This is a genomic window from Modestobacter sp. VKM Ac-2983 (assembly GCF_026967885.1).
GTDB lineage: Bacteria > Actinomycetota > Actinomycetes > Mycobacteriales > Geodermatophilaceae > Modestobacter.
Window position 1 is genome coordinate 425154 of sequence record NZ_JAPVBK010000003.1, and the last position, 14110, is coordinate 439263.

Consider the following 14110-nt stretch of genomic DNA (forward strand, 5'->3'; position numbering starts at 1 on the left):
TAGGCTCGGCACCGTGTCCGGACCGGAGAGCGCGCCGCCGTTGGCCGCCGAGCTGCGGGCCCGTGGCCTGCGGCTGACCAGTCAGCGACAGCGGGTGCTGGCGGCCGTCGCGGCGCTGGAGCACGGCACCCCCGAGGAGATCGGCGCCCGGCTGCGGGCCGACGCCGGCCCGGGTGGCGCGGCCCCGGACACCTCGACGGTCTACCGCACCCTGGAGCTGCTCGAGCGGCTGGGCCTGGTCTGGCACACCCACCTGGGCAAGGGCGCACCGATCTACCACGCCGCCCAGCACCCGCACCTGCACGTCGTCTGCCAGTCCTGCGGCGAGATCCACTCGGTCGACCCGGCGCTGCTCGACAGCGCTGCGGAACGTCTGAGCGCCCAGCTGGGTTTCACCCTCGACGTGGGTCACGTGGCGCTGTCCGGCACCTGTCGAGCCTGCGCGGAGAAGGAGAACGCATGAGCTCGCCCCTGCTGCAGCGCCCCGGTGCCGTCGCCCTCGACCTCGAGGGGGGCGGTTCGGTCGCGGCCCACTACGGCGAGCCGCTGCCCGAGCAGCGCCGGCTCGCCGAGGGTGCCGGGCTGGTCGACCGCAGCGACCGGGACGTCGTCGCCGTCCCCGGCCCCGACCGGCTGAGCTGGCTGCACGACCTGACCTCCCAGCACCTGCGCGAGCTGCCCGACGCGACCGGCACCGAGGCGCTGTTCCTCGACCCGAACGGCCGGGTCGAGCACCACGCCGTGCTGACCGAGCTGGCCGGCACCACCTGGGCCGACGTCGAGCCGGGCACCGGTGCGGCGCTGACCGGGTGGCTGCAGAAGATGCAGTTCATGCTCCGGGTGGAGCCCGAGCTGCGGACCGCGGGCTGGGCCCTGCTGAGCCTGGTCGGGCCGCAGGGCGACGCGGTGCTCACCGCGGCCGGCTGGCCGGTGCCGGCGGCGGTGCACGCCGTGGTGCCGCTGGACGGTGGCGGCTGGGCGCGCCGGATGCCGGCGATCGGCGACGGGACGGCGGCGGTCGTCGACCTGCTCCTGCCACGGGCCGAGGTGGGCGCTCGGGCCGACGCCCTGCTGGCCGCCGGTGCCGTGCTCGCCGGCCTGGACGCCTACGAGGCGCTGCGGGTCGAGGCCCGCCGCCCGCGCGCCGGGATCGACTCCGACCACCGCACCATCCCCAACGAACTGGTCTGGCTGGACAGCGCCGTCCACCTGGACAAGGGCTGCTACCGCGGCCAGGAGACGGTCGCCCGGGTGCACAACCTCGGCCGCCCGCCGCGCCGCCAGGTGCTGCTGCACCTGGACGGGATGAGCGAGGTGCTCCCCGCGCCGGGCACCCCGGTCACCGCCGGCACCCGCGAGGTCGGCCGGGTGGGCAGCGTGGTCCGCCACCACGAGCTGGGCGTGATCGGGCTGGCGCTGGTCAAGCAGTCCGTGGCCCCCGATGCAGACCTGCGGGTCGGGGAGGCCGTCGCCGTCATCGACCCCGACGACGCCCCGGCGGCGCTGGACGACACCCGGGCGGCGGCCCGCGACCGCGTGCGGGCGGTCCGGTCTGCGACGATCGGCCGGTGAGCACTCCGGTCGGCGTCCAGGGCACCCTGCTGACCCTGGCACCGACCGGGGCGGAGTCGGCCAAGTCCGACGTCCCGGCGCTGCCGGTGACCGTCGAGGAGGTGGTCTCGACCGCCCGCGACTGCCAGGCCCTGGGTGCAGCGGTGCTGCACCTGCACGTCCGCGGCACCGACACCCGGCCGACGCTGGACCTGCCCCGGGTCCGCGAGGTCGTCGCCGCGGTCCGGCAGGCCACCGACCTGGTCGTGCAGCTCTCGACCGGCGGCGCGGTCACCGACCCGGCCGAGGCCCGGCTGGCGGTGCTGGACGCCGAGCCGGACGCCGCCTCGCTGTCGCTGGGCACGGTGAACTTCGGCCGGGACGTCTTCTACAACCCCTGGGACCTGATCGTCGAGCTGCACACCCAGATGCAGCAGCGGGGGATCGTCCCGGAGTACGAGGTGTTCGACCTCGGCCAGCTGGCCACCCTCTCCCGGCTGCTCGACCGGCACGGGCCGCCCGCCGGCGGGCACGTGCACGTCGACCTGGTGATGGGCGTGCCCGGCGGGATGCCCGGCACGACCGCGGCGCTGGCCGCCTGCCTGCCGTTCCTCCCGCCCGGCGCCACTTTCGCCGCGACCGGCGTGGGGCGCACCTCGCTGCCGGTGATGCTGGCCGCGCTGTCGGCCGGGGGTCACCTGCGGGTCGGCATGGAGGACACGCTGACCTACGCCCCCGGCGAGCCGGTGCGCGACAACGCCCAGCTGGTCGCCCGGGCGGCCGGGCTCGCCCGGATCGCCCAGCGCCCACCCCTCACCCCGAGCGATGCCCGGCAGCTGCTGGGCATCACCCGCGTCCCCACCCCTGCGGAGGCCTCCCGATGACTGCCCCCACCTCTCCTGCCGGCGGCGCCGGCGTCGACGAGCTCCTCGACCCCTCCTTCCTGGACGGCGTCCAGGAGCTGCCGATGACCGAGGTCCGCGCACTGCGGCACCGGGCCGAGCAGGAGGAGGTCAACCTCTCCTACACCCGGCGGCTGCTGCAGGGCCGGCTGGACATCGTCCGCCGCGAGCTGCAGCGTCGGGCCGAGCACGACGGCCGTTCGCTGGTCGACCTGCTGCCGGAGATCCTCGCGGAGAAGGGCCGGGGTCCCGCGCACGGGCTCGGCCGGCACCAGACCGTCCAGCCGACGTCCCCGGAGCAGTTCGAGACCTGGGTCAACGGGCTGGCGCCAGGGGTCGACCTGTCCGACGTGCCGTCCCTGCCCGACGACCAGCTGGAGCAGGCCGCCCGGGCGCTGGGTGAGGGGGAGCGGACGCTGTCCGAGCGGCGCCGCGGGGTGCAGCAGGTGATGGACGCGGTCGCAGGTGAGCTGGCCCGCCGCTACCGCGAGGGCCTGGCCGACGTCGCGCAGCTGCTGGCCGACGAGTCCCGGCACCGCGCTTGATGCGGGAGCAGCTGACCACCTGGGCGGACGAACCGGTCCTGGTCGAGGTCTGGCGCGCCGGTTTCGGCGTGGACGTGCTGGAGTCGGTGCACCGCGGCGCGCTGGTCGTGCTGGGCGCCGACGGTGCGCCGCTGCTGGAGGTCGGGGACGTCACCCGGCCGGTGCTGCCGCGTTCGTCGAACAAGCCGGTGCAGGCCACCACCTACCTGCAGGCGGGCTGGCAGCCGCGGGACGACCGGGAGCTGGCGATCGCGGCCGCCTCGCACAGTGGTGAGGACGAGCACCGAACACTGGCCGGCGAGCTGCTCGCCGCCGCCGGGCTGGGCCCCGACGACCTGGGGTGCCCGCCGGCGCTGCCGCAGCACGAGCGCACCCGCGCCGACTGGCTGGTGGCCGGCCGGTCGCCGGAGCGGCTGGCGATGAACTGCTCGGGCAAGCACTCGGCGATGCTGGCCGCCTGTGTGGCGGCCGGCTGGCCGACGGCCGGGTACCTGGACCCGGGGCACCCGCTGCAGCAGGCGATCGAGGCGCGGCTGGGCGAGGCCGCGGGTGAGCCGGTCGCAGCGGTCGTGGTCGACGGGTGTGGCGCACCGCAGCACGCGATCTCCCTGACCGGACTGGCCCGCGGCGTCCTCTCCCTGGTGCAGGACGAGCCGGGGACGCCGGGCCGCCGGGTCGCCGACGCGATGCGCGCGCACCCCTGGCTGGTGGCCGGCACCGGTCGGGAGGACACCGAGCTGATGCAGGCCGTGGACGGTCTGCTGGTCAAGGGCGGAGCCGACGGGGTGCACGTGGCCGCGCTGCCGGGCGCCGGGGCGGTGGCGCTGAAGCTGGACGACGGTGGCGACCGTGGCCGGGCGCCGGCGCTGGCCGCCGGGCTGCAGCGGCTGGGGGTGCCGGCCGAGACGCTGGCCCGGTGGCTGGTCACGCCGGTGAACGGCGGCGAGGGCGTGGTGGGCGCGGTCCGGGCGGCCGCCGTCCTCGGCTGAGCCAGCCGCTAGCAGCCTGCTTGCAAGAGCTAGCACACTGGGCTAGCGTGGGGCTGTGCAGCGACCCACGGAGTTCGTCCGGGACCAGGTGACCGCCGTCCGCGAGAGCGTCGCGACGGCGGCCGCCGAGGCCTCGACGGTGAACACGACCGTCAGCTCCTCGGTCGGTGAGTTCATCCGCAACCAGCGCAACGCCGCCCAGGTGTCGCTGCGGGAGCTCTCCCGCCTGGCCGGCGTGAGCAACCCCTACCTGTCCCAGGTCGAGCGCGGGCTGCGCAAGCCCTCCGCCGAGATCCTGGCGCAGATCGCCCGCGGCCTGAAGATCTCCGCGGAGACGCTCTACGAGCAGGCCGGGATCCTCGACCGGCGGTCCGGGACGGCGAGCACCGTCGCCGCCCTGCGGGCCGACGAGGCGCTCTCCGAGCGGCACAAGGCCGTGCTCCTGGAGCTGTACGAGACCTACACCCGGGAGCACGCCGCACAGCTCGCCCGCGAGCAGGCGGCTGTGTCCTCAGCACCCGCCCCCACCACCGCACCTACCCCCACTCCCCAGGAGGAGCCGGCATGAGCCGCACCGACACCCTGAAGCACCACGGCGAGACCTTCGTCCGCACCGGCCTGCTGGCCGCGCTCGGCGCCGGCGACGTCGCCGTCGACCGCGCCCGCACCGTCGTCGGCACGTTCCGCACCCGCGCCGAGGCGCTGCCCGGCGAGGCCCAGGTGCAGGCGGACCTGGCCGGCAAGGAGGCGCGCACCCGCGTCGAGGCCGCCCGCGCCCGCGCCGCCCAGGCGGCGGCCGAGGCCCGGGTCCGCGCCGAGCAGGCCCGCGGGGTCGCCACCACCGTCCGCCCGGAGACCGTGCTCGGCACCGTGACCGGCCTCGTGGAGAGCGCCCGCACCCAGGCGCTCGGCGCGATCGAGGAGCTGGCCGGTCGCGGCGAGAAGGTCGTCGACGACCTCCGGACCCAGCCGGCGTTCCGCAAGGTCGTGGCCCGGACCGAGCGGGCTGTCGACGCCGTCGAGGACACCGTCGAGGACGTGCTCGAGGAGACCGGTGAGACCGTCGGGAAGGCCTCCGACGAGGTCACCTCGGTCGCGCAGAAGGCCAAGTCGCGCACCGACAAGGCCGTGGACGCCGCGCAGCAGGAGACCCAGGAGGTCGCTGAGCAGGCCAAGCGCAGCGCCCGGGACACCACCGCCCCGGCGAAGAAGGCCCCGGCCAAGAAGGCGGCCGCCAAGCGCACTCCCAAGGCCACCCCGGCGACCGTCGCCCCGGTCGAGTCGGCCGCCGACCCGCTGCCCGACCCGCTGGCCGTCCCGGCGAAGAGCACCGACGACGCCAGCTGAAGAAGGACCCCCTTGCGCCCCACCACTCGCAAGCTCGTGGCGGGACCCGGCAAGGGGGCCTGACCGCGCCCCGGCGCCCGCGACTGCGGGTTCCGGGGCGCTGTCGTCCCACCCCGAGAGGGCGGGCAGCCGGTCTCATGTGGGGCGAGGCACCACCGCGGGGCTCTGCGCGCCTATCCTGCTGACATGGCTGGCATCGACGGGCTCATCAACCTCGTCGTCGTCTACGCGACCCTCGCCCTCGCGGTGTGGGCCTTCGTCGACGCGATCATCCGACCGGCGGCCGCGTTCGTCGCGGCGGGGAAGCTGAGCAAGCCCGGCTGGATGGCGATCACCGGTCTCGCGACGCTGCTCCTGCTCTGGCAGGGTCCGCTGAGCTTCCTCGGCCTGCCGGCCGTCATCGCCGCGGTCGTCTACCTGGTGGACGTCCGCCCTGCGGTGCGCGGCCTGCCCCGGGGCAACTCCAGCTGGTGAGCCCACCGCCGCCGGACGGGGCGGCGGTCAGGCCCGGTCGTCGCGGGGCATGACGACCCACAGCACGAGGTAGGCGACGAACTGCGGGCCCGGGAGCACGCACGAGACGACGAACGCCAGTCGCAGGCCGGTGCGGGAGAGTCCGTAGCGGCGGGCCAGTCCGGCGCACACGCCGGCGATGACCTTGTGCCGGGTGTCGCGGGTGAGCCGTCGGGATGCGGGAGCGGTCATGGGCTCGACCCTAGGCCGAGGGCCCGGCCGGTGCACTCCCGCGGCGGTCAGCCGAAGACGCCGGCCGGTGGCGGGGGTGAGGGTTCGGCGACGGCGTCGGTCACCGGCACGGCCTGCCCGACGAAGCGGTCCAGCTCCGCGCCGCTGACCACCCGGGAGGGCATCGGGTCACCGGCGCACCGGCGGGTGAGGCCGGCGATCGGCAGCTCGGCCGCCGACGCGACCGCCACGGTGTTGCCGAACCGGCGCCCGCGCAGGGTGCCGGGCTCGGCGAGCAGGGCGACGTGGCCGAAGACGGCCCGCAGGGTCGCGGCCTCGGCGCGGGCGAAGCGCAGCGGCGGGCCGTCGGAGACGTTCCAGGCCGTCGTGCCGCCGGGGCGCAGCACCCGGGCCACGTCGGTGGCGAACTCGACCGTGGTCAGGTGGGCCGGGGTTCGGGCGCCGGCGAAGACGTCGACCAGGACGACGTCGGCGCTGGCGTCGGGCAGTGCGGCCAGCCCGGCCCGGGCGTCGATCCCGCGGACCCGGACGCGGGCGTTCCGGGGCAGGGGCAGCTCGCGGCGCACCAGTTCGGTGAGCGCCTCGTCGAGCTCCATCACCCGCTGCGCGGACCCCGGCCGGGTCGCCGCCACGTAGCGGGGCAACGTGAGCGCGCCCCCGCCCAGGTGCACCACGTCCAGCGGCCGGTCGGGGTCGGCGACCAGGTCCAGCACGTGGCCCATCCGCCGCACGTACTCGAACTCCAGGTACGTCGGGTCGGTCAGGTCGACGTGCGACTGCGGCGTGCCGTTGACCAGCAGCTGCCAGGCGCCGTCCCGGTCGGCGTCGGCGAGGAGCTCCGCCGTCCCCCCGCCCACCTCGGTGGCGCCCGGGAGGGCGCGGAGGTGCCCGCGGTCGCGCCGGCCCACGGTCAGCGCCCCCGCAGCAGGGCCTCGGCGGCCCGGTCACCGTGCACGGTCACCTCGGCGGGACGGCCCCACAGCCGCAGCAGCAGCTGGCCGGCCGAGCCGGACAGCTGGGCATCGGCACCCGCGGCGGCGCCGTCGGTGCACCGGACGGCGCCGTCGGCCACCTCCACGGTCCAGCCGCGCTCCAGGTCGGTCGCGGTGACGCCGACCGACGCCCGGGCGGTGACCAGCGGGGCGGTGTGCTGCCAGCGGGGGAGCACGATCGCCAGCAGCTCGTCGACCCCGTCGCCGGCCAGCACCGGGTCGACCGGGGCGTGGTCCAGGGACGCGGCTGCCTCCAGGTCCTGCCGGTGGACGGTGTGCTCGTGCGCCTGCCGCCGGGCCCAGTCGCGGGCGGTGCGGGTGGCGGCCGGGCTCATGTGCCAGGCGGGGGTGTCCGGGTCGGTGGTGCGCAGCGTGGCGACCAGCTCGGTGAGGCCCAGGGCGTACCAGCCGTGCAGGTCATCGTGCGGCGGGGTGATGCCGCTGGAGGAGCCCGGTGCGCGGGTGTGGCCGGCCCGCAGGATCCCGGTGACCCATCGGTGCACCGCGCCGACGTGGGCGATCAGGTCGCGGGCGGTCCAGCCGGCCACCCAGGGCACCTCGGTCTGCAGCCCCCCGGCGACCGGGATGCGCCCGGCGTCCAGTTCCTGGGCGAGCACGCCGATCCGCTCGCCGTCCTGCACGACGGCGGCGATGCACCGGTCGTGCAGCTCGTCGGGGGAGAGCAGCGGTGCCGGCACGTCCCCATGGTGCCGCACGCGCTGCCGGGTCAGGTCGGGGCGACCGCCGACCAGCGCACGCTGACCTCGCCGTGCCGCCACCGCCGGGGCGGGCCCACCAGCGGCCAGCCGTCGTCGGCCAGCGTCTCCACCGCGGCGGCCCAGCGCTGCCGGGGGCCGAACGTCGACAGCCCGGCCGCCGAGGCCCAGGCGCGGTCGAAGGCGGTGAGGAAGGCGTGCACCGGCTGGCCGGGCACGTTGTGGTGGATGAGCGCCTTGGGGAGCCGCTCGGCCAGGTCGGAGGGGCGCTCCAGGTCCGACACCCGGGCGGCGAGGGTGAGGGTGAGGGGGCCGTCCTCGTCCAGGGCCACCCAGGTCGACCGCCGTCCCCACTCGTCGCAGGTGCCGTCGACCAGCAGGCCCCCGGGCGCCAGCGCGGCGCGCATGGTCTCCCAGGCCCGGCCGGCGGACTCCTCGTCGTACTGGCGCAGCACGTTGAACGCCCGCACCAGCACCGGCTGCAGCCCGGCCAGCTCGAAGCCGCCCACCCGGAAGTCCACCCGCGGCGGGTCGCGGTCGGCGGCCACGGCGGCCACCCGCTCGGGGTCGATCTCCAGCCCGACCACCTCCAGCCGGTCGACCTCCGGGGCGAGCCGGTCCACCAGCTCCAGGGTGGTCACCGCCGACGCCCCGTAGCCCAGGTCGACGACGAGCGGCCGGGCGGCGTCGCGCAGCCGGGCGACCTGCGTGGCGACCAGCCAGCGGTCGACCCGGCGCAGCCGGTTCGCGTTCGTGGTGCCGCGGGTCGGCAGGCCGAGGGCACGGGCGCGGCCGGCGGCCAGTCGAGGGGCCTTGCGGACGGGCGGCAGCGACGCACGCTGGGTGTGGTCGCTCACGGTGCACGAGGTTAGCCGTGGCGCCGATTACGGTGGTCCCGTGCAGGTACGCCACGACGCCCGGCTGGCGGACCTGACGACCCTCGGGGTCGGCGGTCCGATCGAACGCCTGGTCGAGGTCACCGGCCGCGACGAGCTGGTGGTCGCCGTCCGCGACGCCGACGACGCCGGCCGCCCGCTGCTGGTCCTCGGCGGCGGCTCGAACATCGTCGCCCCGGACGCCGGCTGGCCCGGCGACGTGGTCCTCGTGCGCACCCGGGGCATCGCCCGCCGGGACACCCCCGACGGGATCGAGCTCGAGGTCGAGGCCGGCGAGCCCTGGGACGACCTGGTCGCGCACACCGTGGCCCAGCAGCTGGCCGGTATGGAGGCGCTGTCGGGCATCCCCGGCTCGACCGGCGCCACCCCGGTGCAGAACGTCGGTGCCTACGGCCAGGAGGTCGCGGCGCTGATCACCTCGGTGCTGGTGTACGACCGGTCCGCCGGGGCCGAGCGCGTGTTCCTCCCCGCCGAGCTGGGCTTCGCCTACCGGGACAGCCGGCTCAAGCAGCAGCCCGGCGCGTACGTCGTCCTCGCGGTGACCTTCCTGCTGCGGGCCTCGGCGCAGTCGAGCCCGGTCAGCTACGCCGAGCTGGCCAGGGCGCTCGGCGTCGAGCTGGGCGAGACCGCCCCGCTGGCCGCCGTGCGGGACGCCGTCCTGACCCTGCGCCGCGGCAAGGGGATGGTCTGGGACCCGGCCGACCCCGACTCGCGCAGCGCCGGGTCGTTCTTCACCAACCCGGTCGTGCCGGTCGGCACCGCGGTGCCCGAGTGCCCGTCCTGGCCGGCCGGGATCGGTGCCGACGGGGCCGCGCAGGTGAAGCTGAGCGCCGCCTGGCTGGTGCAGCACTCCGGTTACGGGCGGGGCACCCGCGCCGGGAAGGTCGGCACCTCGGCGCGGCACAGCCTGGCGCTGACCACCGAGCCCGGCGCCACCGCCGCGGAGCTGATGGCCTTCGCCGACCGGGTGGTCGCTGCGGTGCGCGAGCAGTTCGGCGTCACCCTCGTGCCCGAGCCGACGGCGGTGCGCGCGTGAGGCCGGACGAGTCGCTGCAGCTGGGTGCCCTCTACGACGCGCTGCGCACCCCGGCCCCCATGCCGGCCGATCCCGCCCAGCTCACCGGGTGGATGGCTCGGGTCGAGGCCGACGCCGCGCTGAGCGGGCTGATCTCCCGGGTGCTGAACTCCGGGAGCGCCACCGAGGCCGAGGTGACCGACGCACAGTCGCTGTTCGAGAAGAGCGGCACCGCCGCAGACCCGGCGCGGGTGACCCGCGCCTACGACGTCCTGCACCGCAACGCGGACTAGGACAGTGCCCGGGAGAGCGTGACCTGCTCCTCGGCGTAGCCGAGCCCGGCGTAGAGCTCCCGCGCCGACTGGTTGGCGCTGCCGGTGTCGAGGGTGACCCGGTGGAGTCCGCGGGAGCGTGCCCACGCCTCGACCGCGGCCACCAGCAGAGTGCCGACGCCGCGGCGGCGGGCGCCGGGCGCGACCACCAGCTCACCCAGGTAGACCTCGCGCTCACCGCTGAAGTGCCGCCGCGCGCTCGCCCCGGCGAAACCGAGCACGTCCTCCTCGGCGCTGGTGGCGACCAGCAGCAGGTGATCGTCGTCGTCGGCGGCCCGGCAGGCGTCGACCACCCAGCTCTTCGCCGCGGTGGCCGCACCGTCCGCGGGTCGCCACGTGGCGATCCCGGCAGTGAGCTCGCCGGCCAGCGCCTGCACCGCGTCGTGGTCGCCGGGGACGGCCGGGCGGATCGTCAGAGGGAGAACGGGCACGGGCAGATCATGTCGGACGGACACGTCTCGAAGGGATCGGCTGGCGACATCCAAACCGGCTGGGTGCTGGGTCGGCGGGCCCGGAGGCAGCGCTCAGTCGGATCTCGACGTCGTCCGCGGCATGGGCGGTCTCAGTCGGACTCGCGGTGCACCTTGTGCTGGGCGGCCTGGGCGGCCTGGGCGGCCTGGGCGACGAGCAGGTCGACGTTCACGTGGCGCGGCCGGGTGACCGCCCAGGCGATGCAGTACAGCCTGGCGCTGACCACCGAGCCCGGTGCCACCGCCGCGGAGCCGATGGCCTTCGCCGACCGGGTGGTCGCCGCGGTGCGCGAGCAGTTCGGCGTCACCCTCGTGCCCTAGCCCACCGCCGTCAGGGCATGACCGTGCGCCTGGGACGAGTCCCTCCACCTGGGCGCGCCGCCCACGACACCGGACCGGGTGGTCAGGCCAGCAGCAGGGCGAGCGCGACCGCCAGGCCGGTGAGGACGGCGAGGGTGACCGCCAGCCACAGCAGCATGCGCAGCGCCCGCCGCCGACCGCGGGGGTTGGTGACCCAGCCCCCGGCCAGGTCGCCCAGCTTCCCGACCGAGCCGGCCGGGGAGTACTGGTTCGTCTCGCGCCCGTCCCCGTGCATGCGGCGATGCTCCTCCGGACGGTGTCCGTCCGTCGACCCCCGGTGACCACCCGCTCAGCCGGGCGGCGATCGCACACCTCGATCACTCTCGGCTGCCCGCGCGCCCGGAGGTGGTCGGTGGACGCTAGTGCTCTGCTCACCGGGGGTGAGCAGAGCACTAGCGTCCGCCATCGCGGTCTCCCGCCGGGATCTGCGGCGCGAACCGGTTCCCAGGAGGTCAGACCGGCCGAGTCGCCGCGGAGGCGATCACTCCGGGTCGCGGGCGACCTTGTGCTGGGCGGCCTGAGCCCGCGGGCGGACGACGAGCAGGTCGACGTTCACGTGGTGCGGTCGGGTGACCGCCCAGGCGATGCAGTCGGCGACGTCCGCGGCGACCAGCGGCTCGCGCACCCCCCGGTAGACGGCGTCGGCCTTCTCCTGAGACTTGGTGCGGTTGAGCGAGAACTCCTCGGTCTTGACCATCCCCGGCGCGATCTCGACCACCCGGACCGGCTCGGCCACGAGCTCCAGCCGCAGCGTCTCGACCAGCGTGTGCACCCCGTGCTTGGCCGCGGTGTAGCTCGCCCCGCCCTCGTAGCTGACCAACCCGGCCGTCGAGCCGACGAACACCAGGTCGCCCGCGCCCGAGGCCCGCAGTGCGGGCAGCAGCGCCGTGGTCACCCGCACGGTGCCGAGCACGTTGACGTCGTAGGTGCGCTGCCAGGAGTCCAGGTCGGCGTCGGCCACCGGGTTGCTGTCGAACGCCCCGCCGGCGTTGTTGACCAGCACGTCGACCCGCTCCAGCCCGGCGGCGAGCGCCGCGACGGACGTGGGGTCGGTCACGTCCAGCTGCACCGCCCGGCCGCCGATCCGCTCCGCGAGCTCGGTCAGCCGGTCGATGCGGCGGGCGGCCAGCACCACGGAGAAGCCGTCGGCGGCCAGCCGTTCCGCGGTCGCGGCGCCGATGCCGCTGGAGGCTCCGGTGACGACCGCGACGCGGCCCGACCCGGCGAAGGGCGTGCTGGTGGACGACGGGGCGACGGGGCTGGACATGTGCCCATCCTGGCGCTGTTGCAGACTGGGACGACGACAGGGTGTCCCGACCGGGCCGCCTCAGCAGCCACGGCAGGCCACAGCGGCCCCCGGCGCCCGAGCGGGAGGAGCTCTGTGCCCGCTCGCCGCCATCCGCGCCAGCCCACGCCCTGGCGGGCCGGCGCCGCACCCGAGCCGGCCGCGCCGGTGCTGCCCCGCCGGGTGGCGACCCTGTCGGTGCACACCAGCCCGCTGGAGCAGCCGGGCGCCGGTGACGCCGGGGGGATGAACGTCTACGTGGTCGAGGTCTCCCGCCGGCTGGCCGCCCGCGGGATCGCCGTCGACGTGTTCACCCGGGCGACCTCGAGCGAACAGCCACCCGTGGTCGAGATGAGCCCCGGCGTGACCGTGCGGCACGTGAGCGCCGGACCGTTCGAGGGCCTGGGCAAGCAGGAGCTGCCCGCCCAGATGTGCGCCTTCACCGCCGCGGTGCTGCGCGAGGAGGCCCAGCACGAGCCCGGGCACTTCGACGTCGTCCACTCCCACTACTGGCTCTCCGGCCAGGTCGGCTGGCTCGCCCGCGACCGCTGGGGCGTGCCGCTGGTGCACTCGGCACACACCCTGGCGAAGGTGAAGAACGCCGCGCTGGCCGAGGGCGACGAGCCCGAGCCGCGCACCCGGGTGATCGGTGAGGAGCAGGTCGTCGCCGAGGCCGACCGGCTGGTGGCCAACACCGCCGAGGAGGCCCGGCAGCTGGTCGACTTCTACGACGCCGACCCCCGTCGCACCCTGGTCATCCCGCCGGGCGTGGACCTGGAGTGCTTCCGGCCCGGCGACCGCCAGGCGGCCCGGGCACGGGTCGGGGTGGCCCCGGACGCCGTCGTGCTGCTGTTCGTCGGCCGGATCCAGCCGCTCAAGGCCCCGGAGATGCTGCTGCACGCCGCAGCCCGGATGCTGGCCGCCGACCCGGCCCTGCGGAACCGGCTCGAGGTGCTGGTGGTCGGCGCGCCCAGCGGGTCGGGGCTGGCCGAACCGCAGCGGCTGCAGGAGCTGGCCGTCTCCCTCGGGGTCGCCGACGTGGTCCGCTTCCTGCCGCCGCAGGCCCCCGCGCAGCTCGCCGACCACTACCGGGCCGCCGACGTCGCCGTCGTCCCCAGCCACAACGAGTCGTTCGGCCTCGTCGCACTCGAGGCGCAGGCCTGCGGCACCCCGGTGGTCGCCGCCGCGGTCGGCGGGCTGCCCACCGCCGTGGACGACGGGGTCTCCGGGCTGCTGGTCGCCGGGCGCGACCCCGAGGACTACGCCGGCGCCGTCCGCCGGGTGCTGGCTCGCCGGGAGCTGTTGGCCGCCGGGGCCCGCCGGCACGCCGCCGCGTTCAGCTGGGACCGCACCACCGACTCCCTCGTCGAGGCCTACGCCGCGGCGATGACCGAGATGGGCCGGCGCCGGGTGCGCCCCGCCCACCGGGCCGCCGAGGCCGTGCGGGTGCTGACCGGGGGGAGCAGCCTGGGCGGTCGGGCCCGGCGATGAGCGAGCGCAGCCTCCCCGAACTCGACGCGGTCGTCGAGGAGACGCTGCGCGCCGCCGAGCTGGAGCACGAGCACCCGGGTGTGGGCCGCTTCGTCGTCACGCTGCCCGGCACGAAGAAGCTGAAGACCGTGGTCGGGCTGACCATCGGGGCCCACGCCCTCACCGTCGAGGCCTTCGTCTGCCGGCAGCCCGACGAGAACCGCGAGCAGCTGTGGGCCTGGCTGCTGCAGCACAACGCGCGCAGCTACGGGGTGAGCTGGTCGATCGACAGCGTCGGTGACGTGTACCTGACCGGCCGGCTCCCGCACGCGGTGATCACCCCCGAGGAGATCGACCGGCTGCTCGGCTCGGTGCTCAGCTACGCCGACGACCACTTCAACACGCTGCTGGAGATCGGCTTCGGCACCTCGATCCGCCGCGAGTGGGACTGGCGGGTCAAGCGCGGGGAGTCACTGCGCAACCTGGAGGCCTTCGCCGCGTTCGCCGACCCGACCCGGCGCCCGCGCGAGTGAGC

At 75.9% G+C, this 14110-nt stretch carries 20 protein-coding genes; 12 read left to right on the plus strand and 8 right to left on the minus strand.

Features of this window, described 5'->3' with window-relative positions; all coding sequences use genetic code 11:
* The first annotated feature begins 13 nt into the window (after positions 1-13).
* From O2W18_RS13930 to O2W18_RS13965, 8 genes are all read left to right on the plus strand, one after another.
* Entirely contained in the window at positions 14-463 is a 450-nt protein-coding gene (locus tag O2W18_RS13930; RefSeq protein WP_269188107.1) for a Fur family transcriptional regulator, read from the plus strand.
* Positions 460-1572: a CAF17-like 4Fe-4S cluster assembly/insertion protein YgfZ gene (gene ygfZ, locus O2W18_RS13935; protein WP_269188108.1), complete on the plus strand. Its 1113-nt coding sequence runs from the start codon at positions 460-462 to the stop codon at positions 1570-1572. The genes O2W18_RS13930 and ygfZ overlap by 4 nt, the downstream gene beginning before the upstream one ends.
* Positions 1569-2435, plus strand: a complete 867-nt coding sequence (locus tag O2W18_RS13940; RefSeq protein ID WP_269188109.1) for a 3-keto-5-aminohexanoate cleavage protein — start codon at positions 1569-1571, stop codon at positions 2433-2435. The genes ygfZ and O2W18_RS13940 overlap by 4 nt, the downstream gene beginning before the upstream one ends.
* Positions 2432-2998 (plus strand): RsiG family protein, encoded by a 567-nt coding sequence (locus tag O2W18_RS13945; RefSeq protein ID WP_269188110.1) that lies wholly within the window; start codon positions 2432-2434, stop codon positions 2996-2998. Before O2W18_RS13940 ends, O2W18_RS13945 begins: the two co-directional genes overlap by 4 nt.
* Positions 2998-3987, plus strand: a complete 990-nt coding sequence (locus tag O2W18_RS13950) for an asparaginase (RefSeq protein ID WP_269188111.1) — start codon at positions 2998-3000, stop codon at positions 3985-3987. Before O2W18_RS13945 ends, O2W18_RS13950 begins: the two co-directional genes overlap by 1 nt.
* Positions 3988-4042: 55 nt before the next feature.
* Positions 4043-4555, plus strand: a complete 513-nt coding sequence (locus O2W18_RS13955) for a helix-turn-helix domain-containing protein (RefSeq protein ID WP_269188112.1) — start codon at positions 4043-4045, stop codon at positions 4553-4555.
* A complete protein-coding gene (locus O2W18_RS13960) occupies positions 4552-5334 on the plus strand; it encodes a hypothetical protein (RefSeq protein ID WP_269188113.1) in 783 nt (260 codons plus the stop codon). The genes O2W18_RS13955 and O2W18_RS13960 overlap by 4 nt, the downstream gene beginning before the upstream one ends.
* Before the next feature lie 186 nt (positions 5335-5520).
* Positions 5521-5808, plus strand: a complete 288-nt coding sequence (locus O2W18_RS13965) for a DUF2516 family protein (RefSeq protein WP_269188114.1) — start codon at positions 5521-5523, stop codon at positions 5806-5808.
* A gap of 27 nt (positions 5809-5835) precedes the next feature.
* Here the strand turns inward: O2W18_RS13965 and O2W18_RS13970 are convergent, their stop codons facing one another.
* Genes O2W18_RS13970 through O2W18_RS13985 form a run of 4 tightly spaced genes read right to left on the minus strand, consistent with a single transcriptional unit; the run spans position 5836 to position 8604 of the window.
* A complete protein-coding gene (locus O2W18_RS13970; RefSeq protein WP_269188115.1) occupies positions 5836-6039 on the minus strand; it encodes a PspC domain-containing protein in 204 nt (67 codons plus the stop codon).
* 47 nt (positions 6040-6086) lie between these two features.
* Entirely contained in the window at positions 6087-6947 is an 861-nt protein-coding gene (locus O2W18_RS13975; RefSeq protein WP_269188116.1) for a spermidine synthase, read from the minus strand.
* 2 nt (positions 6948-6949) lie between these two features.
* On the minus strand, positions 6950-7729 hold the full coding sequence (locus tag O2W18_RS13980) for a maleylpyruvate isomerase N-terminal domain-containing protein (RefSeq protein WP_269188117.1): 780 nt from the start codon (positions 7727-7729) through the stop codon (positions 6950-6952).
* A 29-nt stretch (positions 7730-7758) separates the two neighbouring features.
* Positions 7759-8604: a class I SAM-dependent methyltransferase gene (locus O2W18_RS13985; RefSeq protein ID WP_269188118.1), complete on the minus strand. Its 846-nt coding sequence runs from the start codon at positions 8602-8604 to the stop codon at positions 7759-7761.
* Between the two features lie 40 nt (positions 8605-8644).
* Between O2W18_RS13985 and O2W18_RS13990 the strand changes: the two genes are divergently transcribed.
* Positions 8645-9679, plus strand: a complete 1035-nt coding sequence (locus O2W18_RS13990; RefSeq protein ID WP_269188119.1) for a UDP-N-acetylmuramate dehydrogenase — start codon at positions 8645-8647, stop codon at positions 9677-9679.
* On the plus strand, positions 9676-9951 hold the full coding sequence (locus O2W18_RS13995) for a hypothetical protein (RefSeq protein ID WP_269188120.1): 276 nt from the start codon (positions 9676-9678) through the stop codon (positions 9949-9951). The genes O2W18_RS13990 and O2W18_RS13995 overlap by 4 nt, the downstream gene beginning before the upstream one ends.
* Here the strand turns inward: O2W18_RS13995 and O2W18_RS14000 are convergent.
* The 4 genes from O2W18_RS14000 to O2W18_RS14015 form a co-directional block, all read right to left on the minus strand.
* Entirely contained in the window at positions 9948-10421 is a 474-nt protein-coding gene (locus O2W18_RS14000) for a GNAT family N-acetyltransferase (protein WP_269188121.1), read from the minus strand. The two genes, O2W18_RS13995 and O2W18_RS14000, sit on opposite strands and share 4 nt — an antisense overlap.
* 131 nt (positions 10422-10552) lie before the next feature.
* On the minus strand, positions 10553-10687 hold the full coding sequence (locus O2W18_RS14005) for a hypothetical protein (protein WP_269188122.1): 135 nt from the start codon (positions 10685-10687) through the stop codon (positions 10553-10555).
* Between the two features lie 176 nt (positions 10688-10863).
* A complete protein-coding gene (locus O2W18_RS14010; RefSeq protein ID WP_269188123.1) occupies positions 10864-11055 on the minus strand; it encodes a hypothetical protein in 192 nt (63 codons plus the stop codon).
* A 246-nt stretch (positions 11056-11301) separates the two neighbouring features.
* Positions 11302-12087: an SDR family oxidoreductase gene (locus O2W18_RS14015; RefSeq protein ID WP_269188124.1), complete on the minus strand. Its 786-nt coding sequence runs from the start codon at positions 12085-12087 to the stop codon at positions 11302-11304.
* A gap of 114 nt (positions 12088-12201) precedes the next feature.
* Here O2W18_RS14015 and mshA point away from each other — a divergent pair, with 114 nt between their 5' ends.
* Together mshA and O2W18_RS14025 are read left to right on the plus strand one after the other, a co-directional pair.
* A complete protein-coding gene (mshA, locus tag O2W18_RS14020; RefSeq protein WP_269188125.1) occupies positions 12202-13596 on the plus strand; it encodes a D-inositol-3-phosphate glycosyltransferase in 1395 nt (464 codons plus the stop codon).
* Positions 13593-14108: a YbjN domain-containing protein gene (locus O2W18_RS14025; RefSeq protein ID WP_269188126.1), complete on the plus strand. Its 516-nt coding sequence runs from the start codon at positions 13593-13595 to the stop codon at positions 14106-14108. Before mshA ends, O2W18_RS14025 begins: the two co-directional genes overlap by 4 nt.
* The last annotated feature ends 2 nt before the right edge of the window (positions 14109-14110 follow it).

Coding starts and splice junctions, on each gene's coding strand:
- ygfZ (WP_269188108.1), top strand. CDS start 460: ATGAGCTCGCCCCTGCTGCAGCGCCCCGGTGCCGTCGCCCTCGACCTC.
- O2W18_RS13945 (WP_269188110.1), top strand. CDS start 2,432: ATGACTGCCCCCACCTCTCCTGCCGGCGGCGCCGGCGTCGACGAGCTC.
- O2W18_RS13950 (WP_269188111.1), top strand. CDS start 2,998: ATGCGGGAGCAGCTGACCACCTGGGCGGACGAACCGGTCCTGGTCGAG.
- O2W18_RS13960 (WP_269188113.1), top strand. CDS start 4,552: ATGAGCCGCACCGACACCCTGAAGCACCACGGCGAGACCTTCGTCCGC.
- O2W18_RS13965 (WP_269188114.1), top strand. CDS start 5,521: ATGGCTGGCATCGACGGGCTCATCAACCTCGTCGTCGTCTACGCGACC.
- O2W18_RS13970 (WP_269188115.1), bottom strand. CDS start 6,039: ATGACCGCTCCCGCATCCCGACGGCTCACCCGCGACACCCGGCACAAG.
- O2W18_RS14010 (WP_269188123.1), bottom strand. CDS start 11,055: ATGCACGGGGACGGGCGCGAGACGAACCAGTACTCCCCGGCCGGCTCG.
- O2W18_RS14015 (WP_269188124.1), bottom strand. CDS start 12,087: ATGTCCAGCCCCGTCGCCCCGTCGTCCACCAGCACGCCCTTCGCCGGG.
- O2W18_RS14025 (WP_269188126.1), top strand. CDS start 13,593: ATGAGCGAGCGCAGCCTCCCCGAACTCGACGCGGTCGTCGAGGAGACG.